The organism is Massilia agilis (assembly GCF_024756255.1).
Classification (GTDB): Bacteria; Pseudomonadota; Gammaproteobacteria; order Burkholderiales; family Burkholderiaceae_D; genus Telluria; species Telluria agilis.
The window spans coordinates 1365424-1382135 of the sequence record NZ_JANUHB010000001.1 but is presented as its reverse complement, the minus strand read 5'-3'; the positions used below and the strand labels follow the sequence as shown (position 1 = coordinate 1382135).

17 protein-coding genes and 2 tRNA genes are annotated in these 16712 nt (G+C 64.4%); 7 read left to right on the top strand and 12 right to left on the bottom strand.

The window, feature by feature from the left end; all coding sequences use genetic code 11:
• Positions 1-176: 176 nt before the first annotated feature.
• The 7 genes from NX774_RS06275 to NX774_RS06245 all read right to left on the bottom strand — a co-directional run bounded on the left by NX774_RS06275 (position 177) and on the right by NX774_RS06245 (position 4931).
• Positions 177-662, bottom strand: a complete 486-nt coding sequence (locus tag NX774_RS06275; protein ID WP_258821292.1) for a cupin domain-containing protein — start codon at positions 660-662, stop codon at positions 177-179.
• A gap of 52 nt (positions 663-714) precedes the next feature.
• Complete coding sequence (locus NX774_RS06270; RefSeq protein ID WP_258821291.1) at positions 715-1308, bottom strand: IMPACT family protein; 594 nt, start codon at positions 1306-1308, stop codon at positions 715-717.
• Positions 1309-1380: 72 nt separating this feature from the next.
• Positions 1381-1456, bottom strand: a tRNA-Lys gene (locus tag NX774_RS06265).
• A 127-nt stretch (positions 1457-1583) separates the two neighbouring features.
• A tRNA-Lys gene (locus NX774_RS06260) sits at positions 1584-1659 on the bottom strand.
• Positions 1660-1722: 63 nt separating this feature from the next.
• Positions 1723-3519 carry a type IV pilus assembly ATPase TfpB gene (tfpB, locus tag NX774_RS06255; RefSeq protein WP_258821290.1) on the bottom strand — a complete coding sequence of 599 codons (1797 nt, stop codon included), beginning with the start codon at positions 3517-3519 and terminating at the stop codon, positions 1723-1725.
• Positions 3520-4311, bottom strand: a complete 792-nt coding sequence (locus tag NX774_RS06250) for a spermine/spermidine synthase domain-containing protein (protein ID WP_258821289.1) — start codon at positions 4309-4311, stop codon at positions 3520-3522.
• 107 nt (positions 4312-4418) lie between these two features.
• Entirely contained in the window at positions 4419-4931 is a 513-nt protein-coding gene (locus NX774_RS06245; RefSeq protein WP_258821288.1) for a glycine zipper 2TM domain-containing protein, read from the bottom strand.
• Positions 4932-5284: 353 nt separating this feature from the next.
• Here NX774_RS06245 and NX774_RS06240 point away from each other — a divergent pair, with 353 nt between their 5' ends.
• From NX774_RS06240 to NX774_RS06220, 5 genes are all read left to right on the top strand, one after another.
• Entirely contained in the window at positions 5285-5683 is a 399-nt protein-coding gene (locus NX774_RS06240; RefSeq protein WP_258821287.1) for a barstar family protein, read from the top strand.
• Positions 5684-5898: 215 nt separating this feature from the next.
• A complete protein-coding gene (gene purN, locus NX774_RS06235) occupies positions 5899-6516 on the top strand; it encodes a phosphoribosylglycinamide formyltransferase (RefSeq protein WP_258821286.1) in 618 nt (205 codons plus the stop codon).
• Positions 6517-6528: 12 nt separating this feature from the next.
• Positions 6529-7827, top strand: coding sequence for an RsmB/NOP family class I SAM-dependent RNA methyltransferase (locus NX774_RS06230; protein ID WP_258821285.1), 1299 nt, complete (start codon positions 6529-6531; stop codon positions 7825-7827).
• Between the two features lie 3 nt (positions 7828-7830).
• Positions 7831-9165 (top strand): mechanosensitive ion channel family protein, encoded by a 1335-nt coding sequence (locus NX774_RS06225; RefSeq protein ID WP_258821284.1) that lies wholly within the window; start codon positions 7831-7833, stop codon positions 9163-9165.
• Positions 9166-9274: 109 nt separating this feature from the next.
• Positions 9275-10486 carry a DesA family fatty acid desaturase gene (locus NX774_RS06220; protein ID WP_258821283.1) on the top strand — a complete coding sequence of 404 codons (1212 nt, stop codon included), beginning with the start codon at positions 9275-9277 and terminating at the stop codon, positions 10484-10486.
• A gap of 143 nt (positions 10487-10629) precedes the next feature.
• Here NX774_RS06220 and NX774_RS06215 read toward each other — a convergent pair whose 3' ends face one another.
• The 5 genes from NX774_RS06215 to NX774_RS06195 form a co-directional block, all read right to left on the bottom strand.
• On the bottom strand, positions 10630-11748 hold the full coding sequence (locus tag NX774_RS06215) for a hypothetical protein (RefSeq protein ID WP_258821282.1): 1119 nt from the start codon (positions 11746-11748) through the stop codon (positions 10630-10632).
• Positions 11749-11919: 171 nt separating this feature from the next.
• Positions 11920-12087: a 50S ribosomal protein L33 gene (gene rpmG, locus NX774_RS06210; RefSeq protein ID WP_258811419.1), complete on the bottom strand. Its 168-nt coding sequence runs from the start codon at positions 12085-12087 to the stop codon at positions 11920-11922.
• Between the two features lie 17 nt (positions 12088-12104).
• A complete protein-coding gene (gene rpmB, locus NX774_RS06205; protein ID WP_258821281.1) occupies positions 12105-12341 on the bottom strand; it encodes a 50S ribosomal protein L28 in 237 nt (78 codons plus the stop codon).
• Positions 12342-12513: 172 nt separating this feature from the next.
• On the bottom strand, positions 12514-13185 hold the full coding sequence (gene radC / locus NX774_RS06200; RefSeq protein WP_258821280.1) for a RadC family protein: 672 nt from the start codon (positions 13183-13185) through the stop codon (positions 12514-12516).
• Positions 13186-13294: 109 nt separating this feature from the next.
• Positions 13295-14626: a ferredoxin reductase family protein gene (locus tag NX774_RS06195; protein WP_258821279.1), complete on the bottom strand. Its 1332-nt coding sequence runs from the start codon at positions 14624-14626 to the stop codon at positions 13295-13297.
• A gap of 208 nt (positions 14627-14834) precedes the next feature.
• Here NX774_RS06195 and NX774_RS06190 point away from each other — a divergent pair, with 208 nt between their 5' ends.
• Together NX774_RS06190 and ispH are read left to right on the top strand one after the other, a co-directional pair.
• Positions 14835-15290: an FKBP-type peptidyl-prolyl cis-trans isomerase gene (locus NX774_RS06190; protein WP_258821278.1), complete on the top strand. Its 456-nt coding sequence runs from the start codon at positions 14835-14837 to the stop codon at positions 15288-15290.
• 9 nt (positions 15291-15299) lie between these two features.
• Positions 15300-16247 (top strand): 4-hydroxy-3-methylbut-2-enyl diphosphate reductase, encoded by a 948-nt coding sequence (gene ispH / locus NX774_RS06185; RefSeq protein ID WP_258821277.1) that lies wholly within the window; start codon positions 15300-15302, stop codon positions 16245-16247.
• Positions 16248-16712: the final 465 nt, after the last annotated feature.

Here is a 16712-nt window from a genome sequence, read left to right as displayed (position 1 = left end):
CGGCGTTCGCCGGGACGACGTGCGGAGGGGGCGTCAGAACTTGTGCGACAGGCGTCTGCGCCCGTGACCATTGCGGGTCCGCTACGAGCGCCGCGCAGATCTTCGTCAAGCCTTTCTCTTGCTGGCCTGCTCGCTCTTCTGCTGGCGGTACGTTGGGCGGTATTGTGTAGAGATATTTAGTCCAGCGGCCCCAGTGGTTTGCCGTCCGCGAGGCTGTAGATGGCGACCTCGTCCCCCATCCTGACCATCCGCTTGCCCAGGCGCGGGAAGTCGGCGATCTCGGTGTCCAGATTCTCGCCGCCCATCAGGTAGACCAGGTCCTCGTCGAACGGATTGCGCATGTGGTGTGCGACCGAGGTCGGAAAGCCGAGAAAATCGCCGGCGGCGACCTCGTACTGCTTGTCGTCGACATCGGCCATGCCGCGGCCGGAGAGGATGTAGACCCACTCTTCTTCGCGATGGTGCGCGTGGTAGGCGAACGACTCGTGGCCGGCCGGGATGCGCACGATGCTGACCCCGGCGCGCTGCAGCCCGGCGGCCTTGCTCAGGTGGGTGCCGATGAGGCGCGACTTCGGATTCCATGGGTGCGAGAATTCACCCTCGGCTGACTTCACTTCGGCAGCGCGGATCAGGTGCGGGTTGCGTTCGTTGTTGGCGGACATGGCTCCTCCCTGTGGTTGAGATGAGTCGAGTGTAGCACCGACGAGCGCGCCGTCAGTCGTCCTCGCCGTGCCAGGTGAGCCGCCCGTGGCCGGCATCGTTCAGCCTGGCCACCAATCCGGCCGCCGCCACTTCCGGCAGCGCAAATGCAAGGCTCACGGCGTCGCCGTGTTCGACGTCGGCGAGGGTGGCGCCCGCAGCCTCCAGCTCGCGCCGTACCATGCCTTCCAGTGCGTACGGCACCAGGCAGCGCAAGGTCCGGGTACGCACGATGGCGATTTTATCGGCCTGCAGCAGCGCCTGCGCCACCGCGTCGGTGTAAGCGCGCACCAGGCCGCCGGCGCCCAGCTTGACGCCGCCAAAGTAGCGCACCACGGTGGCGAGCACGCCTTCCAGGTCCTGGTGACGCAGCACGTCGAGCATCGGGCGCCCGGCGGTGCCGCTTGGCTCGCCATCGTCCACCGCCGCCGACTGGCCGCCGGCCAGCAGCGCCCAACAGACATGGTTCGCGCCCGGGTGCTGCGCCTTCAAGGCAGACACCACCGCCTGCGCGCCCGCACGGTCGGCCATCGGCTGCACGCACGCGATGAAGCGGCTCTTCTTGATGACCAGTTCGTGGTGGACGGGGGCGGCGATCGTTTGCGGCATGAAGGGCAGGGCGGGTAAAACAAAAAAGGCGTCACGATCACTCGCAACGCCTTTCATGTTACTGCTAAATTCTGGTAGGCCGTGCTGGGCTCGAACCAGCGACCAACGGATTAAAAGTCCGCTGCTCTACCAACTGAGCTAACGACCCGAAGAGCTCGCTATTATAGCGGCAGTTTTGCGGTTGCGCCAGTCTTTACTGCGCGCCCGCCCTACGGCGATTTGGCCGAGGAATGAAAAAAGGGGTTTCGATTGCTCGAAACCCCTTCTTCTGATTCTGGTAGGCCGTGCGTGGCTCGAACACGCGACCAACGGATTAAAAGTCCGCTGCTCTACCAACTGAGCTAACGACCCGAAAGAGGTCGTCATTATAGCGACAGCTTGCCGTTTGCGCCAGTCCTGTTTGGGGCAGGCCGGTCAGGCCATCGCCGAGGTCACCTTCAGCACTTCCTCGGCCGTGGTGACGCCCTCGATGATCTTGAATGCGCCGGCCATGCGCAGCGGTTTCATCCCGTCGGCCATGCTCTGCTGGCGCAGCGCCTGCAGGTCGGTCTGTTCGCCGATCAGGCGGGTGAACTGTTCGGTCACGGTGGCAAGCTCGTACAGGCCGGTGCGCCCGCGGTAGCCGGTCTGGCGGCACTCGGGGCAGCCGACCGGGCGGTACACGGCGGCCGGCTTGGGCAGGTTCCACGCGCCGCCGATGCTCTGCCAGACGTCGTCGGACAAGTCGCCGCCGGTGGCCTTGCAGTGCACGCACAGCGTACGCACAAGGCGCTGCGCCATGATGCCGATGAGCGTGGCTTCGAGCAGGTAGTAGGGCACCCCCAGTTCGAGCAGGCGCATCACCGCCGACGGCGCGTCGTTGGTGTGCAGCGTGGACAGCACCAGGTGGCCGGTCAGCGCGGCCTGGATCGCCATCTCGGCCGTGGCCAGGTCGCGGATCTCGCCGACCATGATGATGTCCGGGTCCTGCCGCATCAGCGCGCGCACGCCGTCCGCGAACGACAGGTCGATGCCCGGCTGGACCTGCATCTGGTTGAACGACGGCTCGACCATCTCGATCGGGTCCTCCACCGTGCACACGTTCACCTCGCTGGTGGCGAGCGCCTTGAGGGTGGTGTACAGCGTGGTGGTCTTGCCCGAGCCGGTGGGCCCGGTGACGAGGATGATGCCGTGCGGGCGCTGGGTGAGCGCGTCCCAGCACGCCGCGTCGTCGGCCGGGAAGCCGAGCTCCGGCAGCGTCTTGACCACCACCTCCGGGTCGAAGATACGCATCACCAGCTTTTCGCCGAACGCGGTGGGCAGCGTGGACAGGCGCAGCTCTACCTCCTGCCCGGTGTTGGTGCGGGTCTTGATGCGGCCATCCTGCGGGCGGCGGCGCTCGATCACGTCCATCCGGCCGAGCAGCTTGATACGCGCGGTCATCGCGATCATCACCGCCGTGGGCACCTGGTACACCTGGTGCAGCACGCCGTCGATGCGAAAGCGCACCAGCGCGAATTCGCGCTTCGGTTCCAGGTGGATGTCGGAGGCGCGCTGCTCGAACGCGTAGCTCCACAGCCAGTCCACGATGTTGACGATGTGCTGGTCGTTGGCGTCGAACTGGCGGTCCGACTTGCCCATCTCGACCAGCTGTTCCAGGTTGTTGCGCAGCGCCGTGTTCTGGCTCGACGTCTTGTTCGCGTCGCGGATCGACTTGGCCAGGCTGAAGAACTGCGAGATGTACTGCGCGATGTCCAGCGGGTTGGCGATCACCAGTTCAACCCGGCGCCGCGAGATGCGCGCGATCTCGTGCTCCCACTCCTTGACGAACGGGTCGGCCGTGGCCACCACCAGCGTGGTCGGGGTCAGCTCGACCGGCAGCACGTTGAAGCGCGCCGCGTAGCTGGCCGACATCACGTCCGCCACCTTGGTGAAGTCGATCTTGAGCGGGTCGATGCGGATGAAGGGCAGGCCGACCTTGGCGGCGCACCACTCCGAGAGCACGTCCAGCGTCAGCAGCCGGTGCGGCGGCAGGGCCGAGGTGAGCTTGCACTGCGCGACCGCGGCCAGCGGGTGCATCGCGCCCGGCGCGTTCTTCAGGATGCCCTGGGCCTGCGCGAAGTTGGCCTTGACGTGTTCCTTGGTGACGATCCCGTCCGCCAGCAGCCACGCGAAAATGGCCTGCAGGTCGAGGCGTTTGATGCGTGGCTTGGCGTCGGAATGGTCGTCCATTTATTTTGTGGCGAGTGCCGTGGCGATGCCCTTGACCCAGGATTTGGCGGGCAGTTTGGTAGAGGCCTGGATCTGCGCCGCGCGTGCGGCCAGCGCGTCCAGGTCGATCTTGCGGCGCTCCCTGAAGCACAGCGCGACCACATTGCCTTCGTGGACTTCGGGCAGGCAGATCACCTGGTCGAACGCGAACTTCATCGCCTTGATGTTCTTGGCGAAGCTCGGATGGTCGCCGAACAGGTTCACGGTCATGATGCCGCCCGGCGCGAGGCAGGCGTTACAGGCCGCGTAGAACTCGGGCGTGTCGAGCACCGGGCCGCGCGCGGTGGCGTCGTACAGGTCGCACTGCAGCACGTCGAATGCGCCGTGGCTGGACGGGTGTAGCACAAAGTCGAAGGCGTCCATCTCGCGTACCTGCAGCCGCGCGTCGTCCTCGGGCAACTTGAACATCGAGTGGCAGATCGCGATCACCGACGGGTTCAGTTCGATGGCGGTGACTTGCGCCTCGGGGAACTGGCGGTAGCAGAACTTGGTGAGCGTGGCCGCACCCAGGCCCAGCTGGCAAATGGTGCGCGGGGCGTCGATGAACAGCATAAAGGACATCATCTGCTGCGCATATTCCAGTTCGGGCCAGTCCGGTTTTCGGATGCGCATGGCGCCCTGCACCCACTCGGTGCCGAAGTGCAGGTAGCGTACGCCTTCCTGTTCCGATAGCGTCACGGGCGCGAATTTCGGCTTGCGCACGGGACGGCGGGACGATTCGGCTTGTTCGATGGATTTTCGTTTGATGAGCATAGGACGGCCTGGGAAAACCGCCCTATTATCAGGCGACGGGTTCCCACAGCGCAAGCACTAGCAGGAACCCGGGGGAGGAGGGCAGGAACCTGCCCGTGGCGGATCGATCAGTAGCGGTCGGCGACCACCGAGACGCGCAGGTGGACGCGGTCGCCCGGGTCGCGGCTCATGATCTCGGTGTACTGGTGGCCGCGGTACTCGTAGGTCACCTCGTAGCCGGCGTTGCGGGTTTCCACCACCTCGACGGTGCGGCACTGGCGCACGGCTTGCTCCTGCACGCCCGGTCCATAGTTGCGGCCGTCGTTTTCGACATGGTCGCCCACCATGGCGCCGGCGATTGCACCGGCAGCAGCCGCAGCCACCTTGCCGTTACCGCCGCCCACCTGGCTGCCCAGCAGCGCGCCGGCGATGCCGCCGACGATCTGGCCACCCGAGCCGCGCTGCGGCTGGGCCTGCGCCTGCACGTATTCGGTGCGGCACTCCTGGCGCGGCACACGCACCTGCTCGGTACGCGGCTGGACGCGCACCACGCGGCCGAAGTCGTCGAAGTCGCCGGCATGGGCCAGCGGGAGCGCGGCGACGCTGAGGGCGGAGATCAAAAGTTTGGCTTGCAGTTTCATGGTTTACCTCGTTCTTGGGTGGTGCTAAGTCGTCAATATGCTAGTGCCACGAGCTTATGGTACTTCCAGCCGAGTACGCCGTGCGATCTGCGTGGCAACAAAATGTAACAGCAGGCATTATGCGACTTTGGCGGACAGAAGCGGGAAAATCCTTGTTAAATCAAAGGTTTTTTTGAAAAATTGGCGTTAGGAGTCAACATTCGGGTTGCTTCCACTACCACAAAACGTTACCCTTAGAAAAGTTAGGGTTTATTGGCGTGTGTAAATCAATAGCAGGAGAGTAAGTAATGCGCGTGCTCCATGGTCCGGGCGCGGGTTCCCCTCCCAACACACTAGGTCAACTTGAGGGAAAAATGAGTTTGTTGATGACAGTGGCGCCCAATCTTGTGCAGTCCATTCGTGCGTTCCGCGTCGTGGAGCTGCAGGAAGAGGCTGGCAGGCTGGGGCATCACTTCCTGTACGCGTACTGTGCCACTGCCCTGACCAAGCAGCAGGTGTGCGCAAAGATCGGCGAGAGCTTCCATTTTCCCAAGCCGTGCAGCAAGAATTTCGACGCGCTGCGCGAGTGCCTGACCCACACCATCCACAAGGCCGGGCCGCAGCCGGGCTTCATCGTCGTGCTGGAGCAATTGCCCAACACGCAAAAATTCGACAAGGAAGCGCGCGAGAACTTGCTCGACGTGTTCCGCGACGCGGCCGATTTCTGGGCGGAGAAAAAGGTGCCGTTCCGGGTGTTCTACTCGTTCGAGTGACCGTCTGATCCTTTCACCGTTGGCCATAATGACCGTAGGGTGGGCAGCTGTGCTGCCCACGCGTTCAATTTGCATGGGCGCACCGGGCTAGCGAACGCGCCGACCGGCATGCACTGGTTGAACGCGTGGGCGGGAAACCCGCCCACCCTACGCACAGCCTTGGTGCCGATGTTTCGGTTGGGCCTGACTTGACGCCTCAGGTACAATGGCGGGCTATGAAAAACATCGTGATCCTCATTTCTGGCCGTGGCAGCAACATGGAAGCAGTGGTGCGCGCCTGCCAAGCCGAGAAGTGGCCGGCACGGGTGGCCGCGGTGATCAGCAACAAGGCCGACGCCAAGGGACTCGCGTTCGCAACAAAGCACGGCATCCCGACGGCCGTCGTGTCGAACAAGGATTACCCGACGCGCGAGGCGTTCGACGCGGCGCTGCGGACAGTCATTGACGGCTTCCAGCCCGACCTGGTGGTGCTGGCCGGCTTCATGCGCATTCTGACCCCCGGCTTCGTCGAGCACTATGCGGGCCGCTTGCTGAACATCCACCCGTCGCTGCTGCCGGCCTTTCCGGGCCTGGCGACGCACCGGCAGGCGCTGGAGGCGGGCGTGCCGGAGCATGGCGCAACCGTCCACTTCGTGACGGCCGAGCTGGACCACGGTCCGGTGATCGCCCAGGCGCGTGTGAACGTGCTGCCCGGCGACACCGAAGAGACGCTGGCCGCGCGCGTGCTGGTGGAAGAGCACAAGCTCTACCCCTATGCGGTCCGCCTGTGCGTCGAGGACAGGGTCACGATCGACAACGGGCAAGTGACCGTTGCCGGAAACAACAGAATCTAAACAAGGAATTTCATGAGATTGCCTCCAGCAATTCTCGCCAATACCGAAGAGGTGTTGCGCGAGATCCTGCGTTTTACCGCGCCGGCCGACGTGACGCTGTCGCGCTACTTCAAGGATCACCCGCGCCTGGGTGGCCGTGAACGCGGCGCCGTCGCCGAGGCGGTGTATGCCGTGCTGCGCAACAAGTCCTTCTTCACCGACTTCGCCGGCTCCGGCAATGCGCCGACCATCCGCCGCCTGGCACTGCTGGGCATGGCCGAGGCGGTGGGCGCCGAGTCGCTGGGCGGCTTGAGCGAAGAGGAAAACCAGTTCCTGGCCCGCGTTGCGCAGATCGACCGCAAGCTGCTGTCGCCGCTGTTGCGTTCGAACCTGCCGCAGTGGCTGTACGACAAGCTCGTGGCCCAGTTCGGCGAGCAGGAAACGCTGGAGCTGGCGGCCGTGCTGAATACACCGGCGCCGCTCGACCTGCGCGTCAACTCGATCAAGGCCAACCGCGAGGACGTGATCGCGGAACTGGCCACGGCGCCGATCATCGCCGAGCCGATGCCGTACGCGCCGCTGGGCCTGCGCGTGCACAAGAAGCCGGCGCTGCAGAACCTGCCGTTGTTCAAGTCCGGCGCCATCGAGGTGCAGGACGAGGGCAGCCAGGTGCTGGCCCAGCTGGTGGGCGCGCGCCGCGGCGAGATGGTGGTGGACTTCTGTGCTGGCGCGGGCGGCAAGACGCTGGCGCTGGGCGCGATCATGCGCAACACCGGCCGCCTGTACGCCTTCGACGTGTCCGAAAAGCGCCTGGCCAAGCTCAAGCCGCGCCTGGCACGCTCGGGCCTGTCGAACGTGCACCCGGTGGTGATCGCGCACGAGCGCGACGCCAAGGTCAAGCGCCTGGCCGGCAAGATCGACCGCGTGCTGGTCGATGCGCCGTGCAGCGGCCTGGGCACCCTGCGCCGCAACCCGGACGTGAAGTGGCGCCAGCAGCCGCAGGCAATCGCCGAGATGCAGGAAAAGCAGCTGTCGATCCTGGACGGCGCCTCGCGCCTGGTCAAGAGCGGCGGCCGCCTGGTGTACGCCACCTGCAGCCTGCTGAACGAAGAGAACGACGCCGTGGTCGAGCAGTTCCTGGCCACGCACGACGACTTCCAGCTGGTGCCGATGAGCGCCGCGCTGGCTGAGCAGAAGATCCCGCTCGAGATGGACAAATACCTCAAGCTGCTGCCGCACAAGCACAACACCGACGGCTTCTTCGCCGCCGTGCTGGAGCGCAAACCGATGGCCGCGAAACCGGCGAAGACGCAGGCGGAAACGGAGGAATAAGCGATGACGGCCGTGCCCCTGTCCAACCTGCTGCCCGACCTGATCGAGGATCTCGCCCGGCCCGGCATCAAGTGGCAGGTGGTGGCGGTCCTCGCGAGCGCCGCGCTCGGCTGGCTCGCTGCGCGCGTGATCCGCCGCTTGCTGCCGCGCGCGCGCGACGGCGAGGGTGGCTTCCTGCGCATCGGCGCCGAGAGCTTCCTCGCGGTGCTGGCGCCGCTGATCGTGGTCGGGCTGCTGGACGCGGCCAAGTACATCCTCATCGCCAACCACATCCACATCAACCTGGTGCGGGTGGCCATGCCGGTGTTCACCTCGCTGGCGGCGATCCGCGCCGTGTTCTACTTGCTGCGCCGCGTGTTCGGCCGCAGGGGCGAGCTGGGCGCGGCCTTCGTGACGTTCGAGAAGATGTTCGCGCTGCTGGTGTGGCTGGGCGTTGCCCTCTACATCACCGGCATGTGGGACGACGTCTACGCCTTCCTCGACAGCCGCGAAATCCACCTGGGCAAGCTGCATCCGTCGATTGCGGAGATTTTGCAGGGCGGCCTGTCGGTGGTCGTGCTGCTGATGCTGGCGCTGTGGGCCGGCGCCGCGCTGGAAGAGCGCCTGATGGGCATGGCCGGCCTGCACACTTCGCTCAAGGTGATGCTGGCGCGCATGAGCCGTGCGCTGCTGATCCTCGTCGCCGTGCTGCTGTGCCTGCCGCTGATGGGGCTGGACCTGACCGTGCTGTCCGTGTTCGGTGGCGCGTTTGGCGTGGGCCTGGGCCTGGGCATGCAGCGCATTGCCAGCAACTACGTGTCGGGTTTCATCATCCTGCTCGAGCGCAGCCTGTCGATCGGCGACATGATTTCGGTGGACAAGTACACCGGCAAGATCACCAACATCAACACCCGCTATACCGTGCTGCAGGGGCTGGATGGCGTGGAAACGGTGCTGCCGAACGAAATGCTGATTTCGGGACCGGTGCAGAACCAGTCGCTGTCCAGCCGCTGCGTGCGCGGCTTCACCCGCATCCTCGTTGCGCACGGCAGCGATCTCACCGTGGTGATGCCGCTGCTGCTGCAGCAGGCGGTCGGCACGCCGCGCGTGCTGGAACAACCCGCGCCCGGCGTCGGCCTGAACCGCTTTGCGCCGGAAGGCTACGAGGTCGAACTCGGTTTCTGGATCGGGGACCCCGAGAACGGACTGGGTGGCGTCGTGTCTGAGGTGAACAAGAAGATCTACGCGCTGGTCCAGTCGGGACAGATCAAGCTGGCAACGAATGTGCTCGATGTTCGTCTGCTTGATAAAGAGCTGCCAACGCCGGTGTCGCGAATGGCGCAAACCGAGGCCACTTGATTGCTCCAGTTGGTGCCCGCGGGCAGTAGTTGCGCGTAAAATGTGAAGTGCGGCGCTGGTCGGGTTTTCGAACGGCGCGGGCAGTATCGCCATCCCCTTTGGAGCATCAATGAATTTGTTTAGCAACACCTTGCACGCGGTGCTGAGTTTCCTCGACACAGGCCTGGTCGGCCTGTCCGGCTGGGAACTCGTGCTGTACACGCTGGTCGTGACGCACATCACCATCGCCAGCGTGACCATCTTCCTGCACCGGCACCAGGCGCACCGCGCGCTGGAACTGCACGCCATTCCCAGCCACTTCTTCCGCTTCTGGCTGTGGCTGACGACCGGCCAGGTGACCAAGGAGTGGGCCGCGATCCACCGCAAGCACCACGCCAAGTGCGAGACCGAAGACGATCCGCACAGCCCGGTCACCAAGGGCGTCATGAAGGTGCTGCTCGAAGGCGCCGAGCTGTACCGCGCCGAGAGCAAGAACCAGGAAACGCTGGACAAGTACGGCCACGGCACCCCGAACGACTGGATCGAGCGCCACGTGTACACCCCGTACAGCTGGGCCGGCGTGTCGGCGCTGCTGGTGATTAACGTGGTCCTGTTCGGCGTGATTGGCCTCACGATCTGGGCCGTGCAGATGCTGTGGATCCCGATCTGGGCCGCCGGCGTCATCAATGGCATCGGGCACTTTTGGGGCTACCGCAACTACGACTGCAACGACGCGGCGACCAACGTATTCCCGTGGGGTATCCTGATCGGCGGCGAGGAGCTGCACAACAACCACCACACCTTCGCCACCTCGGCCAAGCTGTCGAACAAATGGTACGAATTCGACATCGGCTGGACCTATATCCGGATGATGGAAGTGGTGGGCCTGGCCAAGGTGAAGAAGCTTGCGCCCAAGCCCAAGCGTGTGAAGAACAAGGCGGTGGCAGACTTTGACACCCTGCAGGCCGTGATCGCCAACCGCTACGACGTGATGGCCAAGTATGCCAAGTCGGTCAAGCATGCCTTCCGCGAGGAAGTGGAGCACCTGAAGCACAAGGCCGAGCTGGAGTCGCGCTTCCTGAAATCGGCGCGCAAGCTGATGCAGCGTGAGCCGGCCAAGCTGGAAGCGCCGCAGAAGCAGCAACTGGTCGAGCTGTTCCAGCACAGCAAAGTGCTGGAGACGATGCACCAGATGCGCGTGGAGCTGAGCGCGATCTGGGAGCGTTCGCACTCGACGCGCGACCAGCTGCTGCAGCAGCTGCAGGACTGGTGCGCGCGCGCCGAAGCGTCGGGTATCAAGTCGCTGCAGGAGTTTTCGATGCGGCTGCGCACGTACGCGTAAGTATCAGCAGCTTCAATGAAAAACGGCTCATCGGGAGCCGTTTTTCGTAGGGTGGGCACTTGTGCCCACGCGTTACGTTTGAGCTGATGCCGCGTATCCCCGCGTGGGCACAAGTGCCCACCCTACGCATCGCGGCGATATTATCAATTGCAGGCCTTCGACCGCGGCCAGCCGCAGGCGATCATGCCGCCCACGTCCGGGTTCTTCAGGTAGTCCAGGTGCGCGCCGAACGGGTCTTCCAGCAGCCCGAACCAGGTCGATGAATTGGACACCAGCACGTCCGCGATCGTCACGTCGGGCCCGGCGTAGCGCGTGGGCATGAGCTGGTACGACAGCAAATCGTTCGGGTCGGTGAACGCCACCACGGCCAGCTTGGACAGGTTTTCGCGCTTGGGCGTCTGCTGCCCCGCGCGGCGTAAGGTCAGGAAGCGCTGCAGCGCATCCGGCGGGCCGAAGTTGGTGGCACCGGGTGCCAGGGTCTGCTCGGCGAGGCCCAGGATCGGCAGCTGGTTGCCGACCATGAAAACGATCGCCATCCGCTGCGCCGCGCGCTGCCCCAGTTCGTGCAGGTGCGCCGGCGCCTCGGGCCGCAGCATGTCGCTGAGCGCGTCGAACAGCAGTTTGCTGCCCAGGCTCTCGGCCACCACGATCAGCGGCCCCGGCGCCTGGTCCGAGCGCTGTTCCGTGCCTTCGAGTATCTTGGCCACCGCGTCGATCATGCTCTGCTTGATATAGACGTGGCTCTGCCCCTGGTAGATCATCGCGTCCGACAGGCAGTCGTTGAGCAGCGTGTCCTTGAGCAGCCCGTTGTAGTGCGCGCGCTTGGGCCGGCACTCTTCGTCCTTGCCGCAGTCGGTGGGTTTGCCGGTCTTGTCGTAGGCCAGCTGCTGCTTGAGCGTGGCCGACATCGGCGACCATAGCAGCGTATGGAAATTGACCAGGCCGCCCGCCGTCTTGTCCGACCGCTCCACCACCTGGATCTGGTTGGCCGCGGCCAGCGCTGCCTGGTCGGGTTCGGTGCCAGTATTGGTGCGGATGGTTTTGGTGATGTTGTCCATCGTCGCGTGCGCCCAGGCGGTGTCGTGCGTGCACATGCCGTGCACCAGCACCACGTCCACCGGCCGGGCGGCATCTTGCTGGATGACGTTGGCGATGCCGGGGAAGGGCGTGCTGTCGCGGACGACGACCGGCGAGTTGTAGGGCGTCGAACAGGCCGCCATGAGCGTGAATCCGGCGGTCATGACCACTGCATGAAGTCTCATGTCGCTTCCTCCCGAGAAAGCCGTGACCTACGGCAATCTAACCAGTCTACGCATTCTGGTTTCTGGGAAACGACGAATTGGCGTGGCGGTTGAGTTGCCTCAAATGCGTGGCCGAAAACAAAAAAGCCGCACACTTTCGTGGGCGGCTTTCTTTGTACGGAACCGGATCGATTACTTGATCTTGGTTTCTTTGTACTGAACGTGCTTGCGTGCCTTCGGGTCGAACTTGATGATTTCCATCTTGCCCGGCATGGTGCGCTTGTTCTTGGTGGTGGTGTAGAAGTGACCGGTACCTGCGGTCGATTCCAGCTTGATCTTGTCGCGGCCAGTTTTTGCCATGTTTGCTGCTCCCTAAATTAGATTTTCTCGCCGCGGGCACGCATGTCGGCGAGGACAGCGTCGATGCCCAGCTTGTCGATCACGCGCAGGCCGGCATTCGAAACGCGCAGGGAGACCCAACGGTTCTCGGATTCGACGAAGATGCGACGGTTCTGCAGGTTCGGCAGGAAACGGCGTTTGGTTTTGTTGTTGGCGTGGGAGACGTTGTTGCCAACCATCACTCCCTTCCCGGTAACTTGGCAGACACGTGCCATAGCGCACTCCTTAGTAATGTTCCAAAATCGGAAAGACGAGAGTATAGCCGGAAAACCGCCGGGGAATCAATCACTTGCGAAAAAAAATTGTTTCTCGATTCAGTTCTCAAATTTAACAATCGTAAAATCAGGTGATTCCCGTTGTAACTGCAGGGTTTACAAGGTCCGCTTGCTAGAGCTGACCGTGCTCGGCGAACGAGTGGACGTGTGGTCCGGCCACCACAAAATGGTCGAGTACACGCACGTCCACCAGGTTCAGCGCCTGCACCAGTGCGTTCGTCAGGTGCAGGTCGGCCTCGCTCGGTTCGCAGACACCAGAAGGGTGGTTGTGCGCGAGCACCACGCCCGAGGCATTGCGGCGCAGCGCCGCCTTGACCACCTCGCGCGGGTACACGCTGGTCTGGGTGAGGGTGCCGGTGAACATTTCCTGGTGGTCAATCAGGCGGTTTTTCACGTCGAGGAACAGGACGACGAAGGATTCGTGCGGCTGGCAGCCGAATTTCATGCGCAGGTAGTTCTTGGCCACGTCCGGCGAGCAGATCGCTTCGCGCGCCAGCTCTTCGTGCGCGGCGCGGCGCGCCAGTTCGAGCACTGCCTGCAGCTGGGCATACTTGGCCAGGCCCAGCCCGCTCACTTCGCTGAACTCGTCCAGCGTTGCGTGGAACAGGCGGTGCAGGCAGCCGAAATGGTCCAGCGCCTCCTGCCCGAGCGCAACCGCGCTCTTGCCGCGCACGCCCACGCGCAGGAAGATGGCCAGCAGCTCGGCGCTGGACAATGCAGCCGGCCCTTCGCGCACGAGCCGTTCACGCGGGCGCTCCTGTTCCGGCCAATCGCTGATTCCCATGCACGGCTCTCCCGTTCAAGCCCAGCGGCGCGATTGGCTGCTGCGGCGAAGCAGCATTATGGGCATGGCCGCCGTTGCAGGCTTGAACGTGGCGCAAAGCGGGTAAGGCTCAGCGCATCTGGAACAGTTCCTGGTGAAAGCGTTGTTCGGGCAAGCCCATCGCCGCCAGCCCTTGCTTGATGGATTTGCCGAATCCGGCCGGGCCGCAGAACCAGATATCGGCCTGGCGCCAGTCCGGCACGTTGTCGGCGATGCGTTGCAAATCCAGCCTGCCGTCGCGTTCGTCCCACAGCACGTGCAGCCGCACGCCGGCCTCGGCCGCATCGTGGGTGAGCCGGCCGATGGCTTGCGGATCGTAGGCCGCGGTGGTGTGGAACAGGTCGATGGCGCGCCCGTCGCGGTGCCGGGCCAGCGCCTGCATGCGCGCGATGAAGGGCGTGATGCCGATGCCGCCGCCGATCCAGATCTGGCGCCGCGCCGGGCCGTCGAAATTGAAGCGGCCGTAGGGGCCTTCGACCTTGACCGCGTCTCCCGGCTTGAGCAGCGACGGCAGCCGCCGCGTGAAGTCGCCCAGCCCTTTGACGATGAAGCGCAGCCGGCGGTCGCCTTGCCAGGCCGAGGCGATCGTGAACGGGTGCGCACCCTCGCGCCCCGGCAGGGTCAGGAAGGCGAACTGCCCGGCCTCGTGTCCCGGCCATGTGCCGTCCAGTTCGACGTCGATCGCGACCACGCCAACCACCGGTTGGTGTTCGACGCCCACGATATGGCCCGCAACCGGGTTGCGCCCGGCACGGCGCCTGAGCAGGGACATTACGGCGGCCACGCTGCCGAGCGCCATCAAGAGCGCGACGGCGATGCCGGCCGGTCCCGTCCAGTAACTGAACTTGAGCAGGAACACCGAGTGGAACACCAGCACGAGGTAGGCTGCCGCCAGCAGCTTGTGGACCGGCACAAAGCGGTTGTACGGAAAGCGTTTGATGAGCGCGAGGGCGATCAGCACCACCGCCGCGTAGAAGGCCCATTCACCGACCGATTCGGCCAGGTGGCGCTGCTGCAGGAACAGGCGCTCTACCGGGTCGTCGGGCAGCACGCGCGGCCCGCGCGCCGGGCGCGTGAGCAGGCCCAGGTCAATCAGCCAGTGCGGCGCCTTGGCAATGGCCCAGTGGCTGATCGAGAGGACCAGGCCTGAGATGCCCAGCCATTTGTGCAGCCGGAACATCTTGTCCAGCCCGCCCAGCCAGGGCTCCAGGATCACCGGCCGCACGGCAAGGATCATGGCCAGGCTCATCACGCCGATGCCGATCACGCCGGTGTTCTGCATGAGCACATCGCGCCACTGGAAAAAGGTCTGCTGGCTGGACAGGGCGCCCGGGTCGGTAGCCCACCACACGCCGAACAGCAGGACCAGGGAGCCCCAGAACACGCGCTCGATACTTCTCATGGCACAACTCCATCTTGTTTCCACAACCTGACAGCCTACGCCGCCATTTCCCCGAGGATAAATCGCTTTGCACCTTGTTACAGGTGTGGTCATGCGAAACCAAACCCAGGTCAAGAATCGCGGCTGGCTGGGCCAAAAAAAGAGGCAGCGGCGGGCGGCAGGCCCCGCCGTGGCTTACAATAAGGGTTTGCCCGCCAGAAGAACGAATATGTCCAACGCAACTACCGCAGCCGTCAACGAAACTTCCTACCTGACCCTGCATTACCGCCTTGCCGCCGCCGACGGTACCGATATCGTCACCACCTTCGGCGGCACGCCTGCGACCCTGCTGATGGGCCAGGGCCAGCTGGCGCCGTTCCTGGAGCAGCGCCTGCTCGGCCTGCCTGAAGGGACGCACCAGACCTTCACCTTGACCGCGGCAGAAGGCTTCGGCGAGCGCAATCCGGACCTGATCCAGGCGGTGTCGAAGGCGACCCTGCTCGAAAATTCGGTGCCGGACGAGGAATACAGCGTCGGCGACCTGGTCACCTTCAATGCGCCGGGCGGCGGCCAGTTCGCCGGCGTGCTGCGCGAGCTGCGCGGCGAAACCGCCATCTTCGACTTCAACCACCCGCTCGCGGGCCAGACCCTGCAATTCGAAGTACAACTGATTTCGGTTCTGTAAAGGACACGCATGGAAAACGAAATTCTGCTTGCCCAGCCGCGCGGCTTTTGCGCCGGCGTTGACCGCGCGATCGAGATCGTCGAGCGCGCGCTGCAGCAGTTCGGCGCTCCCATTTACGTGCGCCACGAGATCGTGCACAACGCCTATGTGGTCAACGACCTGCGCAACAAGGGCGCGATCTTCATCGAGGAGCTGGACGACGTGCCGGCCGGGAACACGCTGGTGTTCTCCGCGCATGGCGTGTCCAAGGCGGTGCGCCTGGAAGCCGAGGCGCGCGGCCTGAAGATCTTCGACGCGACCTGTCCGCTGGTGACCAAGGTGCACGTGGAAGTGGCCAAGATGCGCAAGCAGGGTTGCGAGATCGTGATGATCGGCCACAGCGGCCACCCGGAAGTGGAAGGCACGATGGGGCAGGCGGACGAGGGCATGCACCTGGTCGAGACGGTCGAGGACGTGGCCGGGCTGCAGGTGGCCAACCCCGACCTGCTGGCCTACGTGTCGCAGACCACGCTGTCGGTGGACGACACGGCCGATATCATTGCCGCGCTCAAGGCGCGCTTCCCGAACATCATCGAGCCCAAGAAGGGCGACATCTGCTACGCGACCACCAACCGCCAGGAAGCGGTCAAGTTCATGGCGCCGCAGGTGGAAGTGGTGATCGTGGTCGGCAGCCCCAACAGCTCGAACTCGAACCGGCTGCGTGAAGTGGCCGAGAAGAAGGGCACGCCGGCGTACATGGTGGACAATGCGGACGCGATCGATCCGAACTGGGTCAAGGGCAGGCATCGCGTTGGCGTGACGGCCGGCGCGTCGGCGCCCGAGGTGCTGGTGGCGGCGGTAATCGACCGCCTGAAGTCGCTGGGCGCGGCAAGCGTGCGCACGCTCGACGGCGCGATCGAGAACGTGACCTTCCCGCTGCCGAAAGGGCTGGACGGCGGCAAGGCCGACGCGGCCTGAATCCAAGCTGACTGCTTACGCACGTAACCCCGGCGTAGGCCGGGGTCCGGACTCGCACAAGCCGCGTTACGTCAGACTCGGCATGGATCCCGGCTTTCGCCGGGACGACGGTGATTGCACGGTGACCGAATTCCCGTCGCTCCCGCGCAGGCGGGAACCCATGCCGAGCGTACTGTCCCGCGGTCTTTGGGTTCCCGCCTGCGCGGGAACGACGGTTATATGTGAGCGGCGCGTGGCCAGCGTCGCCTGAATGCCAGCTTGGCATGGATCCCGGCTTTCGCCGGGACGACGGTAGGTGCACGGTGGCTGGGATTTATTGCATCCCGGTGGTGCACCCGCACTCCCTCCCGCACCAGCACCTCACACTGTTGCGCCGCGCCATAGTTTATTCCCGCCAATTCTTAATTTCTGATATTAGTTTTTGCGAAACCTCGCTATGATGGCAACGCTCGGAATTCTATCGTT

Excerpts from the sequence above, each read along its gene's own strand:
- NX774_RS06275 (WP_258821292.1), bottom strand. The coding sequence starts at position 662 with ATGTCCGCCAACAACGAACGCAACCCGCACCTGATCCGCGCTGCCGAA.
- NX774_RS06270 (WP_258821291.1), bottom strand. The coding sequence starts at position 1,308 with ATGCCGCAAACGATCGCCGCCCCCGTCCACCACGAACTGGTCATCAAG.
- tfpB (WP_258821290.1), bottom strand. The coding sequence starts at position 3,519 with ATGGACGACCATTCCGACGCCAAGCCACGCATCAAACGCCTCGACCTG.
- NX774_RS06250 (WP_258821289.1), bottom strand. The coding sequence starts at position 4,311 with ATGCTCATCAAACGAAAATCCATCGAACAAGCCGAATCGTCCCGCCGT.
- NX774_RS06245 (WP_258821288.1), bottom strand. The coding sequence starts at position 4,931 with ATGAAACTGCAAGCCAAACTTTTGATCTCCGCCCTCAGCGTCGCCGCG.
- NX774_RS06240 (WP_258821287.1), top strand. The coding sequence starts at position 5,285 with ATGAGTTTGTTGATGACAGTGGCGCCCAATCTTGTGCAGTCCATTCGT.
- purN (WP_258821286.1), top strand. The coding sequence starts at position 5,899 with ATGAAAAACATCGTGATCCTCATTTCTGGCCGTGGCAGCAACATGGAA.
- NX774_RS06230 (WP_258821285.1), top strand. The coding sequence starts at position 6,529 with ATGAGATTGCCTCCAGCAATTCTCGCCAATACCGAAGAGGTGTTGCGC.
- NX774_RS06225 (WP_258821284.1), top strand. The coding sequence starts at position 7,831 with ATGACGGCCGTGCCCCTGTCCAACCTGCTGCCCGACCTGATCGAGGAT.
- NX774_RS06220 (WP_258821283.1), top strand. The coding sequence starts at position 9,275 with ATGAATTTGTTTAGCAACACCTTGCACGCGGTGCTGAGTTTCCTCGAC.
- NX774_RS06215 (WP_258821282.1), bottom strand. The coding sequence starts at position 11,748 with ATGAGACTTCATGCAGTGGTCATGACCGCCGGATTCACGCTCATGGCG.
- rpmG (WP_258811419.1), bottom strand. The coding sequence starts at position 12,087 with ATGGCAAAAACTGGCCGCGACAAGATCAAGCTGGAATCGACCGCAGGT.
- rpmB (WP_258821281.1), bottom strand. The coding sequence starts at position 12,341 with ATGGCACGTGTCTGCCAAGTTACCGGGAAGGGAGTGATGGTTGGCAAC.
- radC (WP_258821280.1), bottom strand. The coding sequence starts at position 13,185 with ATGGGAATCAGCGATTGGCCGGAACAGGAGCGCCCGCGTGAACGGCTC.
- NX774_RS06195 (WP_258821279.1), bottom strand. The coding sequence starts at position 14,626 with ATGAGAAGTATCGAGCGCGTGTTCTGGGGCTCCCTGGTCCTGCTGTTC.
- NX774_RS06190 (WP_258821278.1), top strand. The coding sequence starts at position 14,835 with ATGTCCAACGCAACTACCGCAGCCGTCAACGAAACTTCCTACCTGACC.
- ispH (WP_258821277.1), top strand. The coding sequence starts at position 15,300 with ATGGAAAACGAAATTCTGCTTGCCCAGCCGCGCGGCTTTTGCGCCGGC.